Below are 22,625 nucleotides of genomic sequence, written 5' to 3' on the forward strand. Positions count from 1 at the left end.
GATATGGTGTTGCCGTGAAGTGGTGCATTACTTTGCTACCACACCTGTCCACGCATCCTCCAGGGACCTGACGATGTCGCACCCAACCTTCCTGTCCGGCCGTCGCAGCGGAATCTGCGCTGCCGCACTGCTGATCTCCACCTCCCTGCTGCTGGGCGGTTGCGCCGCAGGGCCCAATTCCGAAGCCAAGGCCGCCGAGACCAAGGAGGAGAAGAAGGTCGATGCGGTCCCGGTCGAAGTGGCCGTGGCCAGCCATCGCGCGGTCGCGGCCAGTTACACAGGCACCGCCGCGCTGGAACCGCGCGCCGAGTCGCAGGTGGTGGCCAAGACCTCCGGTGTGGCGCTGGCGGTGCTGGTCGAGGAAGGCCAGCGGGTCACCGCCGGCCAGCCGCTGGTGCGCCTGGACCCGGACCGCGCACGCTTGGCCGTAGCCCAGAGCGAAGCGCAGATGCGCAAGCTGGAAAACAACTACCAGCGTGCACAGAAACTGGTTGGTCAGCAGATGGTCAGTGCTGCCGATGTCGACCAGCTGCGCTTTGATCTGGAAAACGTCCGTGCGCAGTACCGTCTGGCGACGCTGGAGCTGTCCTACACCACCGTCGTGGCGCCGATTTCCGGCGTGATCGCATCGCGCTCGATCAAGACCGGCAACTTCGTGCAGATCAACACGCCGATCTTCCGCATCGTCGACAACTCGCGCCTGGAAGCCACCCTCAACGTGCCCGAACGCGAGCTGGCCACGCTGCGTGCCGGCCAGCCGGTGACGTTGGCCGCCGATGCGCTGCCGGGCCAGAGCTTCACCGGCACCGTCGATCGCATCGCGCCGGTGGTGGATTCGGGCAGCGGCACGTTTCGCGTGGTCAGCGCCTTCGATGGCGCCGCGCACGCGCTGCAGCCCGGCATGTTCGGGCGCATCCGCATCGATTACGACCAGCGTGCCGATGCGCTCGTGGTGCCGCGCCTGGCGCTGCTCGACGACGGTGAGCCGGCGGTGTTCCGGGTGCGCGAAGGCAAGGTCGCACGTGTTCCGGTCAAGCTGGGTTACGCCGAGGGCCCGTGGGTGGAGATCCGTGATGGCCTGGCGGCCGGTGATCAGGTGGTCACCGCCGGCAAGGTCGCGCTGCGCGACGGTACCGCGGTGCAGGTGATCGCCGATCCGAAGGCAAAGGCGAAGACGGTCGCAGCGGCCGCCAAGCCGGCAGACAAGGCCGGGAGCAAGCAATGACCGCCCCGGGCCACGACCACGGTGCCTCGCCGGCGAGCGATGGCGCCGCCGCCGGCATGCGCGGCGGCCTGGTGGAATTCGCCACCCGCCGCCGCGTGACCATCGCCATGTGCACGGTCACCCTGCTGCTGTTCGGCCTGATCGCGCTGGGCAACCTCAAGGTCAACCTGTTGCCCGACCTGAGCTACCCGACGCTGACCGTGCGCACCGAGTACACCGGTTCGGCGCCGACCGAAATCGAAACCCTGATCACCCAGCCGGTCGAAGAGGCGGTCGGCGTGGTCAAGAACCTGCGCAAGCTGAAGTCGGTTTCGCGAACCGGCCAGAGCGACGTGGTGCTGGAGTTCGCCTGGGGCACCAACATGGACCAGGCCAGCCTGGAGGTGCGTGACAAGATGGAAGCGCTGAACCTGCCACTGGAGGCCAAGGCCCCGGTGCTGCTGCGCTTCAATCCGTCCACCGAGCCGATCATGCGCCTGGTGCTGTCGAACAAGGTGGCGCCGACCAGCGATGCCGATGCGGTCCGCGAGCTGACCGGCCTGCGCCGCTATGCCGATGAAGACCTGAAGAAGAAGCTGGAGCCGGTTGCCGGCGTGGCAGCGGTCAAGGTCGGCGGCGGCCTGGAAGACGAGATCCAGGTCGACATCGACCAGCAGAAGCTGGCCCAGCTGAACCTGCCGATCGACACCGTCATCAAGCGCCTGAAGGACGAGAACATCAACATCTCCGGCGGTCGCCTGGAGGAGGGGTCGCAGCGCTTCCTGGTGCGCACCGTCAACCAGTTCGCCGACCTGGAGGAGATCCGCAACCTGCTGGTCACCACCCAGGGCTCGAACGGAAGTGCAGCCGACTCGGCATTGCAGCAGATGTTCAACATCGCCGCGTCGACCGGTTCGGCCGCAGCCATCGCGGCGGCTTCGGCGGCGCAGAGCGCATCGTCCGGTGGTGGCTCCAGCGTGGTCGCCAATGGCGTGCCGGTGCGCCTGAAGGACGTGGCCACCGTTCGCCAGGGTTACAAGGAACGCGAAGCGGTGATCCGCCTGGGCGGCAAGGAATCGGTTGAACTGGCCATCTACAAGGAAGGCGACGCCAACACCGTCTCCACCGCCGAAGCGCTGCGCAAGCGCCTGGAGCAGATCAAGGGCACGTTCCCGTCCGACGTCGAGATGACCACCATCGAGGACCAGTCGCGCTTCATCGAGCACGCCATCGCCGACGTCAAGAAGGATGCGGTGATCGGTGGCCTGCTGGCGATCCTGATCATCTTCCTGTTCCTGCGTGATGGCTGGAGCACGTTCGTGATCAGCCTGTCCTTGCCGGTCTCGATCATCGCCACCTTCTTCTTCATGGGCCAGCTCGGCCTCAGCTTGAACGTGATGTCGCTGGGCGGCCTGGCATTGGCCACCGGCCTGGTGGTGGACGACTCGATCGTGGTGCTGGAGAGCATTGCCAAGGCCCGCGAGCGTGGCCTGGGCGTCCTGCAGGCAGCGATCGTCGGTACCCGCGAAGTGAGCATGGCGGTGGTCGCCTCGACCCTGACCACCATCGCCGTGTTCCTGCCGCTGGTGTTCGTCGATGGCATCGCCGGCCAGCTCTTCCGCGACCAGGCATTGACCGTGGCGATCGCCATTGCGATCTCGCTGCTGGTATCGATGACGCTGATTCCGATGCTGAGCTCGCTGAAGGGCCGGCCGCCGCTGGCATTCCCGGAAGAGGCGCCGAACGAACCGTGGCAGCCGCAGAACCGCTGGCAGAAGCCGGTGGCGCTGGGCCGTCGTGGTGCCGTCGCAACCGCGCGCTGGAGCTTCTATGCGCTGGCCTTGCTGGTCGTGCGTGCGTGGCGGGGCGTCGTGGCCGTGGTCGGCCCGGTGATGCGCAAGGCCAGCGACCTGGCAATGAAGCCCTACGCCGGTGCCGAGCGCGGCTATCTGCGCCTGTTGCCGAGCGCGCTGGCCCATCCGGGCAAGGTGCTCGGCGTGGCCACGATCATCTTCGTGGCGACCATGGCGCTGGTGCCGATGCTCGGTGCCGACCTGATCCCGCAGCTGGCGCAGGACCGTTTCGAGATGACGGTGAAGCTGCCGGCCGGCACACCGCTCAAGCAGACCGATGCGCTGGTGCGCGAGCTGCAGCTGGCCCACGGCAACGGCGAGGGCGTGGCCTCGCTGTACGGTGTCAGTGGCAGCGGCACCCGCCTGGATGCCAGCCCGACCGAGAGCGGCGAGAACATCGGCAAGCTGACCGTGGTGATGGAAGGCGGCGGCAATGCACGCACCGAAGCGGAGATCACCGAGCGCCTGCGCGACAGCATGGGCCAGCACGCGGGGGCACAGGTCGACTTCGCGCGGCCGGCGTTGTTCAGCTTCTCCACGCCGCTGGAAATCGAGCTGCGCGGGCAGGACATGGCGACGTTGGAAGTAGCTGGCCAGCGCCTGGCGGCGATGCTGCGTGGCAATGCGCACTACGCCGACGTGAAGTCCACGGTGGAAGAGGGCTTCCCGGAAATCCAGATCCGCTTCGACCAGGAACGTGCCGGTGCGCTGGGCCTGACCACCCGCCAGATCGCCGACGTGGTGGTGAAGAAGGTGCGTGGCGACGTGGCCACCCGCTACAGCTTCCGCGACCGCAAGATCGACGTGCTGGTGCGTGCCCAGGAAGGCGACCGCGCCAGCGTGGAGAGCATCCGCCGGTTGATCGTCAATCCGGGCAGCACCCGGCCGGTCACGCTGGATGCGGTGGCCGACGTGGTTGCCACCACTGGCCCCAGCGAGATCCATCGCGCCGACCAGACCCGCGTTGCGGTGGTCTCGGCCAACCTGCGCGACATCGACCTCGGCGCGGCCATGCGCGAAGTGCAGCAGATGGTGGCCGAACAGCCGCTGGGCGCGGGTGTCGGCCTGCACATCGGTGGCCAGGGCGAGGAGCTGGCGCAGGCGGCGAAGTCGTTGATCTTCGCCTTCGGCCTGGCGATCTTCCTGGTCTACCTGGTGATGGCCTCGCAGTTCGAATCGCTGCTGCATCCGTTCGTGATCCTGTTCACCATCCCGCTGGCGCTGGTCGGCGCGATCCTGGCACTGATGCTGACCGGCAAGCCCATCTCGGTGGTGGTGTTCATCGGCCTGATCCTGCTGGTCGGCCTGGTCACCAAGAACGCGATCATCCTGATCGACAAGGTCAACCAGCTGCGCGAGGCCGGCGTGGCCAAGCACGAGGCGCTGGTGGAAGGTGCACGCTCGCGCCTGCGGCCGATCATCATGACCACGCTGTGCACGCTGTTCGGCTTCCTGCCGCTGGCGGTGGCGATGGGCGAGGGCGCCGAAGTACGCGCGCCGATGGCGATCACCGTGATCGGTGGCCTGCTGGTGTCGACCCTGCTTACCCTGCTGGTGATCCCGGTGGTCTACGACCTGATGGACCGCCGTGGTGACGCCTACTACCGCGAGCGTGGCCGCAAGCACGCCGGCGAGATCGAGCCGGGCGCAGCAGGCAGCGCGGCGGGTGCGGAGGAGCCGGCATGAGTGTTGCCGAGTTCTCCATCCGCCGCCCGGTCACCACCATCATGTGCTTCGTGTCACTGGTGGTGATCGGCCTGATCGCCTCGTTCCGGTTGCCGCTGGAAGCGTTGCCGGACATTTCCGCGCCCTTCCTGTTCGTGCAGATTCCGTACACCGGTTCAACCCCGGAGGAAGTGGAGCGGACCATCATCCGCCCGGTGGAGGAATCGCTGGCGACGATGACCGGCATCAAGCGCATGCGCTCGTCGGCCACCTCCGAGGCGGCGCTGATCTTCATCGAGTTCAGCGACTGGGACCGCGACATCGCCATCGCCGCCTCCGATGCACGCGAACGCATCGATGCGATCCGCAGCGATCTGCCCGACGACCTGCAGCGCTACAACGTGTTCAAGTGGTCCAGCAGCGACCAGCCGGTGCTGAAGGTGCGCCTGGCCAGCACCAGCGACCTGACCACCGCTTACGACATGCTCGACCGCGAGTTCAAGCGGCGCATCGAGCGTATCCCCGGCGTGGCCCGCGTCGACATTACCGGCGCGCCGCCGAACGAGGTGGAGATCGCCATTGATCCGAACCGGCTCAACGCGCATGGGCTGAGCATCAACGAGCTGAGTGACCGCCTGCGCACGCTGAACTTCTCGATCTCGGCCGGGCAGATCGACGACAACGGCCAGCGCGTGCGCGTGCAGCCGGTGGGCGAGATCACCGACCTGCAGGAAATGCGCGACCTGGTGATCAACGCCAAGGGCCTGCGCCTGGGCGACATCGCCGACGTGCGCCTGAAGCCGGCGCGGATGAACTACGGGCGCCGCCTGGACGGCAACCCGGCGGTCGGGCTGGATATCTTCAAGGAGCGCAGTGCCAACATGGTGGAGGTGTCGCGCGCGGCGCTGGCCGAGGTTGAAGCGATCCGTGCCGAAGCGTCGATGCGCGACGTGCAGATCAAGGTGATCGACAACCAGGGCAAGGCGGTGACCTCCTCGCTGCTGGAACTGGCCGAGGCCGGTGCGGTCGGCCTGATCCTGTCGATCACGGTGCTGTTCTTCTTCCTGCGCCATTGGCCGTCCACGCTGATGGTGACCCTGGCCATTCCGATCTGCTTCACCATCACCCTGGGTTTCATGTACTTCGTCGGGGTGACGCTGAACATCCTGACCATGATGGGCCTGCTGTTGGCGGTGGGCATGCTGGTCGACAACGCCGTGGTGGTGGTGGAGAGCATCTACCAGGAGCGCGAGCGCATGCCGGGACAGCCGCGCCTGGCCTCGATCATCGGCACCCGCAACGTGGCCATCGCGCTCAGTGCTGGCACCTTGTGCCACTGCATCGTGTTCGTGCCGAACCTGTTTGGCGAGACCAACAACATCAGCATCTTCATGGCGCAGATCGCGATCACCATCTCGGTCTCGCTGCTGGCCTCCTGGCTGGTCGCGGTCAGCCTGATCCCGATGCTGTCCGCGCGCATGGCCACGCCCAAGCTGGTGCACTCGCAGACCGGACTGATCGCGCGGCTGCAGCGCCGCTACGCCATGCTGCTGGACTGGTCGCTGCACCATCGCGGCTGGAGCCTGCTCGGCATCGTGCTGGTGGTGCTGGTCAGCCTGGTGCCGATGAAGCTGACCAAGGTCGACATGTTCGGTGGGGATGGCGGCAAGGACATCTTCATCGGCTACATGTGGAAGGGCGCCTACACCTATCGGCAGATGTCCGAGGAGGTGGCGCGCGTGGAGAACTGGATCGACGCCAACCGCGAGCGCCTGCACGTCAAGCAGGTGTACTCCTGGTACAGCGAGCAGGAAGGCAGCTCGACCGTGGTCACCCTGGACGAGAAGTACGCCAAGGACATCAAGGCGCTGCAGGAAGAGCTGCGCAAGGGCCTGCCGAAGTCGGCCCGCACCGACTACTTCGTTGGCAACCAGGGCGGTGATGGCGGCGGTGGCGGCAACCAGGGCGTGCAGGTGCAGCTGGTGGGCGACTCCAGTTCGATGCTGCAGGAGATCGGCCAGGAAGTGGTGCCGCTGCTGGCCCAGCGTGCCGAGCTGCGCGACGTGCGCATCGACAATGGCGAGAAGGGCGGCGAGCTGAAGGTGCGCGTCGACCGCGAGCGCGCCGCGGCGTTCGGCTTCAATGCCGAGCAGGTCGCCAGCTTCGTCGGCCTGGCCCTGCGCGGTGCGCCGATGCGCGAGTTCCGCCGCGGCGACAATGAAGTACCGGTATGGGTGCGCTTCGCTGGCGCCGAGCAGAGCAGCCCGGAAGACCTGGCCGGCTTCAGCGTGCGCACCGGCGACGGTCGCAGCGTGCCACTGCTGAGCCTGGTCACCGTTGACGTCGGTTCATCGGCGACCCAGATCGGTCGTACCAACCGCCAGACCACGCTCACCATCAAGGCCAACCTGGCCGAGAAGGTCACCGCGCCCGATGGCCGCAAGGCGATGGAATCGGTGCTCAAGCCGATGAACTTCCCGGCCGGCTATGGCTTCACCTTCGATGGCGGCGACTACGGCAACGACGACGAAGCGATGCAGCAGATGGTGTTCAACCTGCTGATCGCGCTGATGATGATCTACGTGGTGATGGCGGCGGTGTTCGAGTCGCTGCTGTTCCCGGCGGCGATCATGAGCGGCGTGCTGTTCTCGATCTTCGGCGTGTTCTGGCTGTTCTGGATCACCGGTACCTCGTTCGGGATCATGTCCTTCATCGGCATCCTGGTGCTGATGGGCGTGGTGGTGAACAACGGCATCGTGATGATCGAGCACATCAACAACCTGCGGCGCGGCGGCATGGGACGCACGCAGGCGCTGGTGGAGGGTTCACGCGAGCGCCTGCGCCCGATCATGATGACGATGGGCACGGCGATCCTGGCGATGGTGCCGATCTCGCTGACCAATACGCAGATGTTCGGCAACGGCCCGGAGTACGCGCCGATGGCGCGCGCGATTGCCGGCGGCCTGGCGTTCTCCACGGTGGTCAGCCTGCTGTTCCTGCCGACCATCTATGCAGTGCTGGATGACCTGCGCAATGCCGTGACGCGGTTGATCCGCCGCGCGCGTGGAGTGGAAATGGTAGAGCCGGGCGCTGCCCGGCTGTAATGCACATCAACGTGTTGTGGTGTGGGGGAGGCCGGTCGTAGTGGGGCGGCCTCCCCCTTTTTTTGCCGGGCATGGCGTGCCAACCAAGGTTGGCACCTACCAGAGCGCAGTCGAGCTTGGCTCGACGCTACACGGAACAATCAACCCGCCACCTTGCCCCACACCTTGAAGGTGGTCAGCCACAGGCCGAGCATGCTGCCGATGTTGGTCAGCATGAACGTCAGCACCACGCGGGTGACGCGGTTGCGGTACCAGCCCTTCAGGCTCTGCGCGTCGTCGCGCAGCTTCAGGAAGTCCTCGTACGCCGGCTTGCGCAGGCGCGCTTCCACCAGCGCCGAGAATGCGCCGGTCGGGATGCTCAGGCGGAACGGCTTGAACGGGGCCACCGCGATCGCGGTGAGGATGCTCAGCGGGTGGCCGCCTGCCAGCAGGCAGCCCAGGCCCGCCAGGCCGCCGGTATACATCGCCCAGGTCGCCAGCAGTTCGGTACCCACGCCGAGGCCGCCGCGGTAGAAGCCCACGCCGATGCCGGTCGCCACGATGGCCAGGATGCCCAGCGTGAACCACGGAATGTTGCGCTTCTTCGGCACCGCCTCCAGCTCGGCGCGCAGCGGTGCCGGTGCCTCGGTGTCGGTTTCCAGGTAACGCGCCAAGCCTGCCAGATGACCCGCACCGACAACCGCCAGCACTTCACGCTGCTGCGGGTTGTGTTCCTCGCGCAGGCGCGTGGCCATGTAGCGGTCGCGCTCGCCGATGATGGTCTCGTACAGTGCCGGGCTCTCGCTGGCAAACTCGCCGAAGCTCGATTCCAGCATGTCGCCCTGCTTGAGCTTTTCGATCTCGTTCTCGCCCACTTCCTCGGACGAGAACAGGCCGGCGCCGAGACCGGCAACCAGCTTCAGCTTGCCGAAGAAGCCCAGCCGCTGCGAGGCGCGGCGGAAGGTCAGGCCGACCTCGCGGTCGATCAGGTGCACCGGCAGGTCGCGTTCGCGCGCCAGTTCCACCGCGCGTTTCAGTTCCGCGCCCGGCTCGATGTCCAGCTGTTCGGCCAGGCGACGCTGGTAGGCGGACAGGGCCAGGTTGGCGGCGAACAGGGCGACGCGGCCCTTGCGGATCACCTCGACCAGGTCGAGCTTGGCCAGCGTGTCCGGGTCGCTCAGCGCCTGCAGGCGCTGCGGGTCCAGTTCAACGGCCACGGCATCGAAGCGGCCGCTGTCGATGGCCTTTTCCACCGCCTCGACGCTGGCGCGTGAGACATGGGCGGTGCCCAGCAGGGTGTAGCGCACGCCGTCGCGTTCAACAACGCGTACCGGCTGGCCGGCGAACAGGTCGTCGCCGGTCTCGGGAAGGGTTTCGGTCATGGGTTCATTCATTGGAAGGTGCAGTGTCGGCGCCATCGCCGAGCGCGCGCTGCATCTGCACGGTATCCAGCCAGCGGCCATGCTTGCGGCCGAGGCCACGGAACACGCCGACCAGCTCGAAGCCGAAGCGTTCGTGCAGCTTGATTGAAGCGGTATTGGTCGGTTCGCCGATCACCGCCACCATCTGCCGGTAGCCACGCGCCACGCAGGCGTCGATCAACGCCTGCAGCAGGCCGGTGCCAACGCCCTTGCCCTGGAACGCAGCATCGACGTAGACCGAGTTTTCCACGGTCCACTGGTAGGCAACGCGGGTGCGGTAGGTGTTGGCGTAGGCATAGCCGGCCACCTGGCCGTCAATCTCGGCGACCAGGTAGGGGAAGCCGCGGTCGATGATGTCGCGCATGCGGCGCAGCATCTCGGACGCGTCCGGGATGTCGTACTCGTAAGTGTTGACGAAGTCGGTCACTTCCACCGCGTAGATCGCGGTGATCGCGGCGATGTCGGCCGGGCCGGCATCACGGATGAGGACGGCCATGCGCGGGCTCCGGCTCAGTCGATGTAGCGCTTGAGCAGGTCGCCGTAGGCATCGATGCGGCGGTCGCGCAGGAACGGCCAGATGCGGCGCACATGCTCGCTGCGCTGCAGGTCGACATCGCACAGCAGAACCGTGGCATCGGTGCCGGCTTCGGCCAGGAATTCGCCCTGCGGGCCCAGCACGTGGCTGTTGCCCCAGAACTGGATGCCGGAGGCGCCCAGCGGCGAGGCCTCGTGGCCGACGCGGTTGCAGCTCAGCACCGGCAGGCCGTTGGCCACGGCGTGGCCGCGGTGGCTCAGCACCCAGGCGTCGCGCTGGCGGGTCTTCTCGTCCTGCACGTCGTCCGGGTCCCAGCCGATCGCGGTCGGGTAGAGCAGCAGTTCGGCACCGGCCAGCGCCATCAGGCGCGCCGCTTCCGGGTACCACTGGTCCCAGCACACCAGCACGCCAAGGCGACCCACCGAGGTATCGATCGGCTCGAAGCCGATGTCGCCCGGGGTGAAGTAGAACTTCTCGTAGAAGCCCGGATCGTCCGGAATATGCATCTTGCGGTACTTGCCGAGCAGCGTACCGTCCTTCTCGAACACCACGGCGGTGTTGTGGTACAGGCCGGCGGCGCGGCGTTCGAACAGCGAGCCGACCAGCACCACGCCGTGCTGCTTCGCCAGTGCGCCCAGGCGCTCGGTGCTGGGGCCCGGAATCGGCTCGGCCAGGTCGAATTCGTCCACCGATTCGTGCTGGCAGAAGTACGGACCGTTATGCAGTTCCTGCAGCAGCACCAGCTTGGCACCCTGCGCAGCCGCCTCGGCCACGCGTGCTTCGATCACCGCCAGGTTGGCGGCGGCATCACCGTGGTTGCGCTCCTGGATCAGGGCGACGGTAAGGGGGCTGCGCGAGTTCATGCGGGGCGTTCCTGCGGGGGAAAACCAGCATGTTAGCGCGGATGGGCGGCGACGGCGTGTCGCGCGCTGAATGGGTGCGCTCGGTAGTGCCGGCCGCTGGCCGGCAATCCCGTGGATCCATCAGGCGGTGCAGGGTTGCCGGCCAGCGGCCGGCACCACCGTCAGACCTTCAACAGCCCTTCCGGCAGCTGCATGGTGATGCAGTGCAGGCTGCCGTTCTGCCAGATCAGCGAGCGGCAGGGCACCTGCACGATCTCGCGGCCCGGGTGCGCCTGGGCCAGCACATCGCGGGCCAGGTCGTCGGCCGGGTCGCCATAGGCCGGCATCAGCACTGCACCATTGACGATCAGGTAGTTGGCGTACGACGCAGCCAGGCGGCGGCCTTCGTCGATCACCGGCTGTGCCCACGGCAGCGGGAACAGGCGGTACGGCTGCCCATCCTTGGTGCGCAGTGCGGCCAGCTCGTTGCCCATCGCCTGCAGTTCGGCGTAGTGCGAGTCGCTCTCGTCGTCACAGGCCTGGTAGACGATGCTGTCGGTCGAGGCGAAGCGGGCGAGGGTGTCGATGTGCGCGTCGGTGTCGTCGCCTTCCAGGTAGCCGTGGTCCAGCCACAGCACGCGGTCCTGCTGCAGCCAGTCGGCCAGGTCGGCACTCAGGCTGGCGCGGTCGCGGTCCGGATGGCGCTCGTGCAGGCACTTCCAGGTGGTCAGCAGGGTGCCTTCGCCATCGGTCTCGATGCCGCCGCCTTCCAGCGCGAACGGGATGCTGCGCACCGGCGCGTCGTTGAACACGCCGGCGTGGTCCAGCACGCCCACCAGCTGGTCATCCAGGGTGGCGTCGAACTTGCCGCCCCAACCGGTGAAGCGGAAATCCAGCAGCTGGAAACCGCCGTCGGCACGGCGCAGGGTGATCGGGCCGGAGTCGCGCAGCCAGGTATCGTCGTAGGCGGCCGTGGTGAAGTGGACCTTGTCCATGTCGATGCGGTTGGAGCGCAGTCGCATTTCGGCATAGGTCTCCACATCGTCGTCGGCCACGCAGATCAGCACCGGCTGGAAGCGGGTGATGGCCGCGACCAGGGCGATGTAGGTCTCTTCCACCTGGCCCAGGCGATCGGCCCAGTCGGTGTCGGCGGTGGGCCAGGCAATCAGGACGCCGCTCTGGGCTTCCCACTCGGCAGGAAAACGAAGGGTCTGGTTCATGGTCTCGCTACACAGGCCCGCCCACGGCGGGTAAAGGGATCAACGGATCGGCGGTTTCGGGCCGATTTCGTTCGGGTCCGCCTGGTTGGCCACCACGTCGATCACCTTCTGCTTCTCGAAGTAGACGGTGAACTGCGGGTACACCCAGCGGTTGATGGTCGGCCATTGCCGCTTCTGCCCACCACGCGGCTGCAGCTGTTCGCTCGGCGCGCCGAACTGCGCCTGTACCTGCTGCATGCTCTGGCCGCTCACGGGCAGGGCACCGGCCGGCTTCTCGCGGGCGCGGTCGACAAGCAGGGTATCGGCCAGCGCCGGTGTGGCGGCGGCCAGGGTGGCCATCACGGCCAGGGCGGACAGGTAACGCTTCATCTCGATCTACTCCCCAGTGGTCAAGAAAGGCGATTACAGCAAAATCAGCAGGAAAAAGCCGCATAAACAAAAAACCGCCCGAAGGCGGTTTCTTGCATCGGGTCGGCCCCGCGTAGGGCCAGCCGCAGCCGTGAAGGCTGTTGGGCTTAGCGCTGACGCGCCTTGAAACGCGGGTTCGACTTGCAGATGACGAAGATCTTGCCGCGACGACGGACGACCTTGCAGTCGCGGTGACGGGCCTTCGCCGACTTCAGGGAGGACAGGACTTTCATGGCATACCTCGGCGTAAACAGTAGTTGTTCGGGTGGAGCGTGGCCGCGATATGCGAAAGACAATCGGCAGTTGACGCTCGTTCAAGCCCGCCATTCTACCGGGCTTTTCCTCGTGGTTTCAAGTGGTTGCACAAAAGATCCCGCTGGGGGCGTCTGGCAGGGGCTAGAATGGCCCCTTCACACGCTCTGGGAACCCCATGAATCCACTCGCTCCCGTCCTGACCATCGACGGCCCTTCCGGGGCCGGCAAGGGTACCATCAGCCGCATCATCGCGCGCCGGATGGGCTGGCATTACCTGGATTCGGGGGCGCTGTACCGCGCGGTGGGCGTGGCCGCGAGCTGGGCCGACATCGACACCTCCGACGCCTCGGCGCTGGTGCGCTGCACCTTCGACACCCATGTTCAGTTTGTTGAACAGGGCGAGTCGATGCGGGTCATGGTCAACGGCACCGATGCCACCGACGAGCTGCGCCTGGAGACCACCGGCGCGCTGGCCTCGGCCATTGCCGCAATTCCTGAGGTCCGGGCCGCGCTGAAGGAGCGCCAGCGCGCATTCAGGGAGCTGCCCGGCCTGGTTGCCGACGGCCGCGACATGGGCACGGTGATCTTCAAGGACGCCCCCTACAAGGTCTTCCTGACCGCCAGTGCCGAGGAGCGCGCCGAGCGCCGGCATAAGCAGTTGAAAGACAAGGGGGTTTCTGTTAACTTTGATGACCTCCTGCGCGAGATCATGGCCCGCGACGCCCGTGATGCCCAGCGTACCGTGGCGCCCCTGAAGCCGGCAGACGATGCTGTCCTCATCGACACCACAGGCATCGGCATCGATGATGTCGTTGCCCGAGTGATGGATCTGCTTCCGGTTCCGGCTGCCTGATCCGTTCGCGCGGGAGCACTGCCAGCTGCATCGGTGGTGGTCGCGCAAAGCAGTGCTGTACCAGCTCCGTCGCGCAATGATGCGTGGCGGTTTTCCTACTACACACGACCTGCGTTTCCGGGGTCGACCAACAGGCGGGCGGTCGCCATTCCCCTGAAGGGGACGCCACCGACCCATGTGTCCAACAGAGTAAATCTAATGACCGAATCATTTGCCGAACTGTTTGAAGCCAGCCAGGCCAATCTGGCCAAGCTGAAGCCGGGCGCCATCGTCAGCGGTACCGTTGTTGAAGTCCGCGGCGACGTCGTGGTGATCAACGCTGGCCTGAAGTCCGAAGGCATCGTGCCGATCGAACAGTTCCGTAACGACGCTGGCGAAATCGACGTCGCCGAAGGCGACATCGTCAAGGTCGCCCTCGACTCGATCGAGAACGGCTTCGGCGAAACCGTCCTGTCGCGCGAGAAGGCCAAGCGCGCGATGGTGTGGGACGAGCTGGAAGAAGCGTTGGAAAAGAACGAAACCATCACCGGCCGCATCAGCGGCAAGGTCAAGGGTGGTTTCACCGTGGACATCAAGGATGTCCGCGCCTTCCTGCCGGGTTCCCTGGTCGATGTGCGCCCGGTGCGCGATCCGGCCTACCTGGAAGGCAAGGAACTCGAGTTCAAGCTCATCAAGCTGGACCGCAAGCGTAACAACGTCGTGGTCTCGCGCCGCGCTGTCGTCGAAAGCGAGCACTCGGAAGAGCGCGAGCAGCTGATGGACAAGCTGCAGGAAGGCGCGATCCTGAAGGGTGTCGTCAAGAACCTGACCGATTACGGCGCGTTCGTGGACCTGGGCGGCATCGACGGCCTGCTGCACATCACCGACATGGCGTGGAAGCGCGTGCGTCACCCGTCGGAAGTCGTGAACGTCGGCGACGAGCTGGACGTCCGCGTGCTGAAGTTCGACCGCGAGCGCAACCGCGTTTCGCTGGGCCTGAAGCAGCTGGGCGAGGATCCGTGGGACAACATCGGCCGTCGTTACCCGGCCAACAGCCGCGTCTTCGGCAAGGTCTCCAACGTCACCGATTACGGTGCGTTCGTTGAGATCGAGCCGGGCGTCGAAGGCCTGGTGCACGTCTCCGAGATGGATTGGACCAACAAGAACGTCAACCCGTCCAAGGTTGTGCAGGTTGGTGACGAAGTCGAAGTGATGGTGCTGGACGTCGATGAAGAGCGTCGCCGTATCTCGCTGGGCATGAAGCAGGTTGCCGCCAATCCGTGGGAAACCTTCGCTGCCACCCACAAGAAGGGTGACAAGGTGTCGGGCCAGATCAAGTCGATCACCGACTTCGGCATCTTCATCGGCCTGGACGGCGGCATCGACGGCCTGGTCCACCTGTCCGACATCAGCTGGAACACCACCGGCGAAGACGTCGTTCGCAACTTCAAGAAGGGCGATACCCTGGACGCCGTCGTCCTGGCTGTCGATCCGGAGCGCGAGCGCATCTCCCTGGGCGTGAAGCAGCTGGAGCAGGATCCGTTCGGCCAGTACATGGCTGCCAATCCGAAGGGCTCCAAGGTCGAAGGCGTGGTGAAGGAAGTCGACGCCAAGGGCGCGATCATCGAGCTGGCTGACGGCATCGAGGGTTACGTTTCGGCTCGCGACATCGCCAACGAGCGCGTTGACGACGCCACCCAGCACCTGAAGGTCGGCGACAAGATCGAAGCCAAGTTCGTGGGCATGGACCGCAAGGGCCGCACCCTGCAGCTGTCGATCAAGGCCAAGGACGACGCGGAAATGCGCGAAGTGCTGGAGGAATACCAGTCCTCTTCGGCTTCCAGCGGCACCACCCAGCTGGGCGCGCTGCTGCGTGCACAGCTGAACGGCAACAAGTCCGAGTAATCGGCCTTACGCTGTTTGTTGTTTCCTGGACGGCCCGGGCTTCTGCCCGGGCCGTTTCAGGCTGAGATGCCCCTGATGTGAGCCGGTAATGACCAAATCCGAACTGATCGAAATCCTTGCGCGCCGCCAGGCGCACCTGAAGGCCGATGATGTCGATCTGGCGGTGAAGTCGTTGCTGGAGATGATGGGCGGATCGCTGTCCGCCGGGGATCGCATCGAAATCCGTGGTTTTGGCAGCTTCTCGCTGCACTATCGTCCGCCGCGCCTGGGTCGCAACCCGAAGACCGGCGAATCGGTTGCCCTGCCGGGCAAGCACGTCCCCCATTTCAAGCCGGGCAAGGAACTGCGCGAGCGGGTCAGCAGTGTGCTGCCGCTGGACGCCGATCCGGCCTGAGCCCCGTCGCGCCACCGCGTGCGAATCCAGCCGCGGGTCGGATAAGCTACGGACTCCTGCCACTGGAGCTGTCGCATGAAGGTCTTTCGTCTGCTGGTCCTGCTGGCGGTCCTGATCCTTGGGCTGATCATTGGTGCGGTCAACATGACCGCGATGTCGATCAACCTGCTTTTCACTCAATTGCACACCTCGGTGGGCGTGGCGCTGATCGCTGCACTGCTGGTGGGTGTCGTGGTCGGTGCCGGCCTGGTACTGGTGAGCGTGGTCATTCCGCTCTACAGCCAGCTGCGCCGTGCCAACAAGTCCGTGGCGGCAACGCCGGCCGCGGGTGTTTCCCCCCAATCTTTTGATGGACGCTGATCGAAGATGGATTTCGTCACCGAGTGGCTTTGGTTTTTCCTGTTCGTTCCGCTGGCCGCACTGGCCGGGTGGGTGATCGGCCGGCGCGGTGGGCAGCGCCACGGTGACAACCAGGTCAGCCGCCTGTCCAGCACCTACTTCCGTGGCCTGAACTACCTGCTCAACGAGCAGCCGGACAAGGCCATCGAACTGTTCCTGCACATCGCCGAACTGGACAAGGAAACCTTCGAGACCCAGGTCGCGCTGGGCCACCTGTTCCGCCGCCGCGGTGAAGTCGACCGCGCCATCCGCCTGCACCAGGGGCTGGTCAACCGCCACGACCTGAGCGACGCGCAGCGCGTGCAGGCCCTGCTGGCGCTGGGCGAGGACTATATGAAGTCCGGCCTGCTGGACCGTGCAGAGACCGTGTTCACCGAGCTGGCGCATCTGGACCAGCGTGCCCCGCAGGCGCTCAAGCACCTGATCGGCATCTACCAGGCCGAGCGCGACTGGGAAAAGGCGATCGACAACGCCACCCGCTTCGAAGACGTCACCGGCGAGCCGATGGGCAAGCTGATCGGGCAGTTCGAGTGCGAAGTGGCCGAACGCTTCCGCGGCGCCGGCAAGCTGGAAGAGGCGAGGGCAGCGATTGCCCGGGCCTACCAGGCCGATGCGATGTCGGTGCGCGCCGGCATCATCGAAGGTCGCCTTGAGACCGATGCCGGCAACGCTGAAGCCGCCGTGCGTGCATTCGAGCGCGCCGCGCGCAACGACCCGGAGTACCTGCCGGAGCTGCTGCCGGCGTTGATGGAAAACTACCGCAAGGTAGGCGATCTGGCAGGCGCACGTGCGTTCCTGTCGGAAATGACCGAGCACTACCGTGGCATCGCCCCGGTGCTGGCCCTGACCCGGCTGATGGAAGAGCAGGAGGGCGTGGCTCCGGCCCGAGCCTACCTTGGCCGCCAGCTCAAGGATCGTCCGTCGGTGCGTGGCGAATCGGCGCTGATCGACCTGACCCTGGCCGAGGGCGCCGATTCGACGGCGACCCTGCATGACCTCAAGCACATCACCGACCAGCTGCTGGTGCGCAATCCCGCTTACCGCTGCACCCGTTGCGGGTTCGGTGCACGCACCCACCACTGGCAGTGCCCGAGCTGCAAGGAGTGGGGCACGGTCAAGCCACTGCTGAACTACGCGGTGCTCTGATCCATGCCGTGGCTCGTGATGGGCGCGCTGCTGGGGCTGGCCCTGCTGAGTGCGGGGTTGACCTGGGCGGCACGGGGTTATGCCCTGCGCCAGCAACTGCTGGACCAGCCCGGCGAGCGTCGCAGCCATAGCGTGGCAACGCCGCGCGGTGGTGGCATCGCCATCGTCATCAGCCTGCTGGTCACCGCCGGTGCAGCGATGTGGGTCTGGCCTGAATCGACACCGAGCCTGCTGGTGGCCAGCGTGGGCCTGGTGCTGGTGGCGGGCATCGGCTGGTGGGACGACCACCGGCCGTTGCCGGCCATGCGCCGCCTGCTGGTGCACTTCATTGCCGCCGCGCTGCTGGCCGCCCTGGTCAAGGTGCATGGTGGAAGCTGGTTGCTGGCCGGGCTGGTGCTGGTATTCACCGCCTCGTTGATCAACATCTGGAACTTCATGGATGGCATCAACGGTATTGCCGCCAGCCAGTCCATTGTTGTTGCGCTGGGCCTGGCGCCGGTGCTGCCCTGGCCGTATTCGCTGGCCGCGGTGGCGCTGGGCCTGGCCTGCCTGGGCTTCCTGCCGTTCAATTTCCCACGGGCCCGGATCTTCATGGGTGATGTCGGAAGTGGCGCGCTGGGCTATGCAGTCGCCGTCGTCCTGGCGATCGCTGCGGTGCGTACCGATATCAACTGGATCCTGCTGCTGGTGCCGGCTTCGGCGTTCCTCGTGGACGCGGGCTTCACACTGGCGGCGCGCATCATCTCCGGACAACGCTGGATGGAACCCCATACCCAGCACGTCTACCAGCGGGCGGTGCAGGCAGGAGCCAGCCACGCGCAGGTGACAGGGATGTACTTTGCTTTGGGCCTGTTCAGTATTACAGTGCTTAATGTCTGCTCCAATTTGCAGCCGAGGTGGGAGGCTGTCCTGGCGGTCGCGTGGTTTCTCGCGCTGAGCGTCCTCTGGATCCTCCTGCGCAATGGATTGCGTCACCGACAAGGAAATACCTGACTTATGGCTTCACCCTGGCGGGACAGAATCCTCGGCCTGATGCCGCGTTCGGCCATCGTCTGCCACGACCTGTTCATGGTCTGGGCATGCTGGCAGCTGCTCCACGCCGGGCGGTACTCGATCCTCCCCAACGCGCCTTCGCTTCCGCTCTGGAATGTCGACACCACCCTGGTGCTGCTGCTGCAGGGCCTGGTGTTCTGGCGCGTGGGCCTGTATCGCGGGCTGTGGCGTTTCGCCAGCGTCAGCGACCTGCTGAACATCTTCAAGGCCAGCTTCATCGGCCTGGTCGGCATCGTGCTGGTGCTGATGTGGAAGCGTTTCGACGGCGTGCCGATGTCGGTGCTGGTGATCTATCCGTTCGCGCTGTCGGCGCTGCTGGGCGCGCCGCGCCTGCTGTACCGGGCCTGGAAGGATTACCAGGCACTGCAGTCGGATTCGAGCGCGCGCCGCGTGCTGATCCTCGGTGCGGGGCAAGCCGCCGAGACGCTGGTCCGCGATCTGCGCCGCTCCGGCAACTTCGAACCGGTCGGCCTGCTGGACGACGCACCGCACCTGCGCGGCGCCAAGCTGCAGGGCCTGCCGATCCTGGGCAGCCTCGATGATGCCCCGGCCGTGGTCCGCGAGACTGCGGCCAAGTTGCTGGTGATCGCCATGCCCTCGCTGGATGCCGCAGGCATGCAGCGGGTGGTCGCCATCTGCGAAAGCACCGGCGTGCCGTTCCGCACCGTGCCCAAGCTGAGCGACATCCTGCAGGGGCAGTCGCTGCCCGGCCAACTGAAGGAAGTGGCGATCGAGGACCTGCTCGGCCGCAAGCCGATCACCCCGGACTGGAACCTGATCCGTGGCTGGTTGGGCGGGCGCACCGTGATGGTTACCGGTGCCGGTGGCTCGATCGGCTCGGAGCTGTGCCGCCAGTGCGCGCGCCACGGTGCCGGCCGCATCATCCTGCTGGAGATCAGCGAACTGCTGCTGCTGACCATCGAGGGTGAGCTGCGTCGCAGCTTCCCCGATATCGAGATCGAAGCGGTGCTGGGCGACTGTGGCGATCCTGCGGTGATCCGCCATGCGCTGTCGCTGCATCCGGTCGACACCGCGTTCCATGCCGCAGCGTACAAGCATGTACCGGTGCTGGAACGGCAGCTGCGCGAAGCTGTGCGCAACAACATCCTGGCGACCGAGAACGTGGCCCGCGCCTGCCTGGAAGCGCGCGTCGAGCATTTCGTGTTCATCTCCACCGACAAGGCGGTCGATCCGGTCAACGCGCTGGGTGCCAGCAAGCGCTATGCCGAGATGATCTGCCAGAGCCTGGACCAGAAGTCCACGCACACCCGTTTCGTTACCGTGCGCTTCGGCAACGTGCTGGCCTCGGCCGGCAGCGTGGTGCCGCTGTTCCGCGAGCAGATCCTGCGCGGTGGTCCGGTCACGGTCACCGATCCGGAAGTCACCCGCTACTTCATGACCATCCCCGAGGCCTGCCAGTTGATCCTGCAGGCCGCGGCCTCGGCCTCGCACGGTGCGATCTACACGCTCGACATGGGCGAGCCGGTGCCGATCCGGCTGCTGGCCGAGCAGATGATCCGTCTGGCGGGCAAGCAGCCGTACAAGGATGTGCAGATCATCTATACCGGCCTGCGTCCGGGCGAGAAGCTGCACGAGACGCTGTTCTATTCGGACGAGGACTACCGCGCAACCGCGCATCCGAAGGTCCTCGAGGCCGGCGTGCGCATGTTCTCGCGCGATCTGGTGCTGGGCAACGTCCCGCGCCTGCGCGAGGCGGTGTGCAGCTACGACACCGAAACCATCAAGGAAGTCCTGTTCGCGACGATGCCCGAGTTCTCGCCAATCGAACAGGATGCTTACATTTCATCCGCTAAAGTCGTGCCCTTTCCCGCACGCGAGGCCAACAGGCACCAATGAGCAAGCGAATTCGCAAAGCAGTTTTCCCCGTAGCGGGTTTGGGGACGCGTTTTTTGCCAGCAACCAAGACCGTGCCGAAGGAGATGCTGCCGATCATTGACCGGCCGCTGATCCAGTACGCAGTGGACGAAGCAATCGAGGCCGGCTGTGACACGCTGGTGTTCATCACCAACCGCTACAAGCACGCGGTCGCCGACTACTTCGACAAGGCCTACGAGCTGGAGCAGAAGCTCGAGCGCGCCGGCAAGCAGGAGCAGCTGGAGCTGATCCGTCACGTGCTGCCCAATGGCGTGCGCGCGATCTTCGTGACCCAGGCCGAGGCGCTGGGCCTGGGCCATGCGGTGCTGTGTGCCAAGGCCGTGATCGGTGACGAGCCGTTCGCGGTGCTGCTGCCGGACGACCTGATCTGGAACCGCGGCGACAGTGCGCTGAAGCAGATGGCCGATCTCAACGAAGCCAGCGGCGCCAGCGTCATTGCCGTTGAAGATGTGCCGCACGACAAGACCGCCAGTTACGGCATCGTCGCGACCGAGGCCTTCGATGGCCGCAAGGGCCGTATTTCGCAGATCGTGGAGAAGCCGAAGCCGGAGGACGCGCCGAGCGACCTGGCCGTGGTCGGCCGCTACGTGCTGAGCCCGAAGATCTTCGAGCTGCTGGAGCAGACCGGCAGCGGTGCCGGCGGCGAGATCCAGCTGACCGATGCGATCGCGCAGCTGCTGAAGACCGAAGAGGTGGATGCCTACCGTTTCGAGGGCACTCGTTTCGACTGTGGTACGCACCTGGGGCTGGTGGAAGCGACGATCCGCTTCGCGCTGGACAACCCGAAGCTGGCAGGGCCGGCGCGGGAGAAGCTGACGGCGATGTTGGCTGAGTAAGGTTTATCAAGCGCTCCGTGCAGCGCCTTGATTGATACGTGATGGGCGGGACGGGTGGGCCGTTGCAGGACACGCCGTAAACCCGTCCATGGGGGCTCGATGGCGCCATCCATGGCGCCAACGGTCCTGCAACGGCCCACCCGTCCCGCCTGTCAGGTTTCCTGCGGGCGCGGACGGGAAGGGCGGAATCAAGGGCAAGAGCAAAAGCAAAAAAGGCAGCCTATGGCTGCCTTTTTTTGCTTTTGCCCTGCCTTTGCTCATCCCTCCGCCGCGCGGAATGTTGGGTGGCGCGGGTGGGTGAGGCTGACCGGGACTGTCAGCGGCATGGATGCCGCTGCCAAGCCCCCAGGGACGGGTTTACGGCGTGTCCCGGGCAGCCTCACCCACCCGGGCCCCACAGCCAACCGACACTCCAGCCGGCAACGCTCTGAACCTTACAGCGCCTCGAAAATACCCGCTGCGCCCATGCCGGTGCCAATGCACATCGTCACCATGCCGTACTTCTGCTGGCGACGACGCAGGCCGTGCAGCAGGGTGGCGGTACGGATCGCGCCGGTCGCACCCAGCGGGTGGCCCAGGGCGATCGCGCCGCCCAGCGGGTTGACCTTGGCCGGGTCCAGGCCGCAGTCGCGGATCACCGCCAGCGACTGCGCGGCGAAGGCTTCGTTGAGCTCGATCCAATCCAGCTGGTCCTGGGTCAGGCCGGCCTGCTTCAGTGCCTTCGGAATCGCAGCGATCGGGCCGATGCCCATCACTTCCGGGCGCACGCCGGCCACCGAGAAACTGACGAAACGGGCAAGCGGGGTCAGGCCGTAGTCCTTGATCGCCTGTTCCGAGGCCAGCAGCACGGCACCGGCGCCATCGCTCATCTGCGACGAGTTGCCGGCGGTGACGGTGCCGCCGAACTGGCCGTTGCGGAACACCGGGCGCAGCTTGGCCAGGCCTTCAGCCGAGGAATCCGGGCGCGGGCCTTCGTCGGTGTCGGCGATCTTGTTGCGGGTGATGATGCGCTGGCCGTCGGCCAGGTCCGGCAGGTGCGAGACGATCTCGTACGGGCTGATCTCGTCCTTGAACTCGCCGTTCTGGATCGCGGCCATGGCCTTCTGGTGCGAGGCGAGGGCGAAGGCGTCCTGGTCTTCGCGCGAGACCTTCCACTCTTCGGCGACCTTCTCGGCAGTGATGCCCATGCCGTAGGCGATGGCCACGTGGTCGTTGTCGAACACGCTCGGCGCCATGGCGATCTTGTTGCCCATCATCGGCACCATCGACATCGACTCGGTGCCACCGGCCAGCATCAGGTCGGCGTTGCCCAGGCGGATCGCGTCGGCGGCCTGCGCCACGGCCTGCAGGCCGGAGGAGCAGAAGCGGTTCACGGTCTGTGCGGCGATGGTGTTGGGCAGGCCGGCCAACAGCACGCCGATGCGCGCCACGTTCATGCCCTGCTCGGCTTCCGGCATGGCGCAGCCGATGATCGCGTCATCGATGCGGTTGACGTCCACGCCCGGGGCCTGGGCGACGACGCTGCGCAGCACGTGCGCAAGCATGTCGTCGGGGCGGGTGTTGCGGAACATGCCCTTGGGCGCCTTGCCGACCGGGGTGCGGGTGGCGGCGACGATGTAGGCGTCCTGGATTTGCTTGGTCATTGCAGTGATCTCTCGAATTTTTTAGCCGGGGTGCC

Annotated in this window: 18 protein-coding genes; 11 read left to right on the plus strand and 7 right to left on the minus strand. The window is 66.0% G+C overall.

Translation table 11 applies throughout. The features are described from left to right. Positions 1 to 73 precede the first annotated feature (73 nt). Genes AC5P5R_RS10245 through AC5P5R_RS10255 form a run of 3 tightly spaced genes read left to right on the plus strand, consistent with a single transcriptional unit; the run spans position 74 to position 7,826 of the window. On the plus strand, positions 74 to 1,225 hold the full coding sequence (locus AC5P5R_RS10245) for an efflux RND transporter periplasmic adaptor subunit (protein WP_021204157.1): 1,152 nt from the start codon (positions 74 to 76) through the stop codon (positions 1,223 to 1,225). After that, on the plus strand, positions 1,222 to 4,743 hold the full coding sequence (locus AC5P5R_RS10250) for an efflux RND transporter permease subunit (protein ID WP_164281507.1): 3,522 nt from the start codon (positions 1,222 to 1,224) through the stop codon (positions 4,741 to 4,743). The genes AC5P5R_RS10245 and AC5P5R_RS10250 overlap by 4 nt, the downstream gene beginning before the upstream one ends. After that, positions 4,740 to 7,826, plus strand: a complete 3,087-nt coding sequence (locus AC5P5R_RS10255) for an efflux RND transporter permease subunit (RefSeq protein ID WP_495226373.1) — start codon at positions 4,740 to 4,742, stop codon at positions 7,824 to 7,826. Before AC5P5R_RS10250 ends, AC5P5R_RS10255 begins: the two co-directional genes overlap by 4 nt. A gap of 140 nt (positions 7,827 to 7,966) precedes the next feature. Here AC5P5R_RS10255 and AC5P5R_RS10260 read toward each other — a convergent pair whose 3' ends face one another. The 6 genes from AC5P5R_RS10260 to ykgO all read right to left on the minus strand — a co-directional run bounded on the left by AC5P5R_RS10260 (position 7,967) and on the right by ykgO (position 12,464). Continuing rightward, positions 7,967 to 9,187 (minus strand): TraB/GumN family protein, encoded by a 1,221-nt coding sequence (locus AC5P5R_RS10260; protein WP_005409278.1) that lies wholly within the window; start codon positions 9,185 to 9,187, stop codon positions 7,967 to 7,969. A gap of 4 nt (positions 9,188 to 9,191) precedes the next feature. Then, positions 9,192 to 9,722, minus strand: a complete 531-nt coding sequence (locus AC5P5R_RS10265; RefSeq protein ID WP_005409279.1) for a GNAT family N-acetyltransferase — start codon at positions 9,720 to 9,722, stop codon at positions 9,192 to 9,194. 14 nt (positions 9,723 to 9,736) lie between these two features. Beyond that, positions 9,737 to 10,624 (minus strand): carbon-nitrogen hydrolase, encoded by an 888-nt coding sequence (locus tag AC5P5R_RS10270; protein ID WP_099497433.1) that lies wholly within the window; start codon positions 10,622 to 10,624, stop codon positions 9,737 to 9,739. A 161-nt stretch (positions 10,625 to 10,785) separates the two neighbouring features. Next, positions 10,786 to 11,823, minus strand: a complete 1,038-nt coding sequence (locus AC5P5R_RS10275; RefSeq protein WP_005409281.1) for an agmatine deiminase family protein — start codon at positions 11,821 to 11,823, stop codon at positions 10,786 to 10,788. 39 nt (positions 11,824 to 11,862) lie between these two features. After that, entirely contained in the window at positions 11,863 to 12,162 is a 300-nt protein-coding gene (locus tag AC5P5R_RS10280; protein WP_394253865.1) for a hypothetical protein, read from the minus strand. A gap of 176 nt (positions 12,163 to 12,338) precedes the next feature. Then, on the minus strand, positions 12,339 to 12,464 hold the full coding sequence (gene ykgO / locus AC5P5R_RS10285) for a type B 50S ribosomal protein L36 (RefSeq protein WP_005409283.1): 126 nt from the start codon (positions 12,462 to 12,464) through the stop codon (positions 12,339 to 12,341). Positions 12,465 to 12,661: 197 nt separating this feature from the next. Here ykgO and cmk point away from each other — a divergent pair, with 197 nt between their 5' ends. The 8 genes from cmk (at position 12,662) to galU (ending at position 20,947) form a co-directional block, all read left to right on the plus strand. Then, complete coding sequence (gene cmk / locus AC5P5R_RS10290) at positions 12,662 to 13,339, plus strand: (d)CMP kinase (protein WP_005409284.1); 678 nt, start codon at positions 12,662 to 12,664, stop codon at positions 13,337 to 13,339. 198 nt (positions 13,340 to 13,537) lie between these two features. Next, positions 13,538 to 15,223, plus strand: coding sequence for a 30S ribosomal protein S1 (gene rpsA / locus AC5P5R_RS10295; RefSeq protein ID WP_005409285.1), 1,686 nt, complete (start codon positions 13,538 to 13,540; stop codon positions 15,221 to 15,223). 88 nt (positions 15,224 to 15,311) lie between these two features. Continuing rightward, complete coding sequence (locus AC5P5R_RS10300; protein ID WP_005409286.1) at positions 15,312 to 15,617, plus strand: integration host factor subunit beta; 306 nt, start codon at positions 15,312 to 15,314, stop codon at positions 15,615 to 15,617. 75 nt (positions 15,618 to 15,692) lie between these two features. Continuing rightward, positions 15,693 to 15,977 carry a lipopolysaccharide assembly protein LapA domain-containing protein gene (locus AC5P5R_RS10305; RefSeq protein WP_005409287.1) on the plus strand — a complete coding sequence of 95 codons (285 nt, stop codon included), beginning with the start codon at positions 15,693 to 15,695 and terminating at the stop codon, positions 15,975 to 15,977. A 6-nt stretch (positions 15,978 to 15,983) separates the two neighbouring features. Next, positions 15,984 to 17,162: a lipopolysaccharide assembly protein LapB gene (gene lapB / locus AC5P5R_RS10310; protein WP_100438418.1), complete on the plus strand. Its 1,179-nt coding sequence runs from the start codon at positions 15,984 to 15,986 to the stop codon at positions 17,160 to 17,162. A gap of 3 nt (positions 17,163 to 17,165) precedes the next feature. Further along, the gene (locus tag AC5P5R_RS10315; RefSeq protein WP_062606279.1) at positions 17,166 to 18,155 is read left to right on the plus strand and encodes an MraY family glycosyltransferase; all 990 of its coding nucleotides are present in this window, start codon (positions 17,166 to 17,168) and stop codon (positions 18,153 to 18,155) included. Between the two features lie 3 nt (positions 18,156 to 18,158). Further along, the gene (locus tag AC5P5R_RS10320; RefSeq protein ID WP_005413043.1) at positions 18,159 to 20,072 is read left to right on the plus strand and encodes a polysaccharide biosynthesis protein; all 1,914 of its coding nucleotides are present in this window, start codon (positions 18,159 to 18,161) and stop codon (positions 20,070 to 20,072) included. Beyond that, a complete protein-coding gene (gene galU, locus AC5P5R_RS10325; protein WP_005409291.1) occupies positions 20,069 to 20,947 on the plus strand; it encodes a UTP--glucose-1-phosphate uridylyltransferase GalU in 879 nt (292 codons plus the stop codon). Before AC5P5R_RS10320 ends, galU begins: the two co-directional genes overlap by 4 nt. A 434-nt stretch (positions 20,948 to 21,381) precedes the next feature. Here the strand turns inward: galU and AC5P5R_RS10330 are convergent, their stop codons facing one another. Continuing rightward, positions 21,382 to 22,590 carry an acetyl-CoA C-acyltransferase gene (locus AC5P5R_RS10330; protein WP_019661304.1) on the minus strand — a complete coding sequence of 403 codons (1,209 nt, stop codon included), beginning with the start codon at positions 22,588 to 22,590 and terminating at the stop codon, positions 21,382 to 21,384. Between the last annotated feature and the right edge of the window lie 35 nt (positions 22,591 to 22,625).

It is taken from the genome of Stenotrophomonas sp. YJH_SMC_19, from assembly GCF_059367915.1.

What these genes read in the sequence shown, in the direction of transcription:
- AC5P5R_RS10245 (WP_021204157.1), top strand. Translation starts at nt 74, where the DNA reads ATGTCGCACCCAACCTTCCTGTCCGGCCGTCGCAGCGGAATCTGCGCT.
- AC5P5R_RS10250 (WP_164281507.1), top strand. Translation starts at nt 1,222, where the DNA reads ATGACCGCCCCGGGCCACGACCACGGTGCCTCGCCGGCGAGCGATGGC.
- AC5P5R_RS10255 (WP_495226373.1), top strand. Translation starts at nt 4,740, where the DNA reads ATGAGTGTTGCCGAGTTCTCCATCCGCCGCCCGGTCACCACCATCATG.
- AC5P5R_RS10260 (WP_005409278.1), bottom strand. Translation starts at nt 9,187, where the DNA reads ATGACCGAAACCCTTCCCGAGACCGGCGACGACCTGTTCGCCGGCCAG.
- AC5P5R_RS10265 (WP_005409279.1), bottom strand. Translation starts at nt 9,722, where the DNA reads ATGGCCGTCCTCATCCGTGATGCCGGCCCGGCCGACATCGCCGCGATC.
- AC5P5R_RS10270 (WP_099497433.1), bottom strand. Translation starts at nt 10,624, where the DNA reads ATGAACTCGCGCAGCCCCCTTACCGTCGCCCTGATCCAGGAGCGCAAC.
- AC5P5R_RS10275 (WP_005409281.1), bottom strand. Translation starts at nt 11,823, where the DNA reads ATGAACCAGACCCTTCGTTTTCCTGCCGAGTGGGAAGCCCAGAGCGGC.
- AC5P5R_RS10280 (WP_394253865.1), bottom strand. Translation starts at nt 12,162, where the DNA reads ATGGCCACCCTGGCCGCCGCCACACCGGCGCTGGCCGATACCCTGCTT.
- ykgO (WP_005409283.1), bottom strand. Translation starts at nt 12,464, where the DNA reads ATGAAAGTCCTGTCCTCCCTGAAGTCGGCGAAGGCCCGTCACCGCGAC.
- cmk (WP_005409284.1), top strand. Translation starts at nt 12,662, where the DNA reads ATGAATCCACTCGCTCCCGTCCTGACCATCGACGGCCCTTCCGGGGCC.
- rpsA (WP_005409285.1), top strand. Translation starts at nt 13,538, where the DNA reads ATGACCGAATCATTTGCCGAACTGTTTGAAGCCAGCCAGGCCAATCTG.
- AC5P5R_RS10300 (WP_005409286.1), top strand. Translation starts at nt 15,312, where the DNA reads ATGACCAAATCCGAACTGATCGAAATCCTTGCGCGCCGCCAGGCGCAC.
- AC5P5R_RS10305 (WP_005409287.1), top strand. Translation starts at nt 15,693, where the DNA reads ATGAAGGTCTTTCGTCTGCTGGTCCTGCTGGCGGTCCTGATCCTTGGG.
- lapB (WP_100438418.1), top strand. Translation starts at nt 15,984, where the DNA reads ATGGATTTCGTCACCGAGTGGCTTTGGTTTTTCCTGTTCGTTCCGCTG.
- AC5P5R_RS10315 (WP_062606279.1), top strand. Translation starts at nt 17,166, where the DNA reads ATGCCGTGGCTCGTGATGGGCGCGCTGCTGGGGCTGGCCCTGCTGAGT.
- AC5P5R_RS10320 (WP_005413043.1), top strand. Translation starts at nt 18,159, where the DNA reads ATGGCTTCACCCTGGCGGGACAGAATCCTCGGCCTGATGCCGCGTTCG.
- galU (WP_005409291.1), top strand. Translation starts at nt 20,069, where the DNA reads ATGAGCAAGCGAATTCGCAAAGCAGTTTTCCCCGTAGCGGGTTTGGGG.
- AC5P5R_RS10330 (WP_019661304.1), bottom strand. Translation starts at nt 22,590, where the DNA reads ATGACCAAGCAAATCCAGGACGCCTACATCGTCGCCGCCACCCGCACC.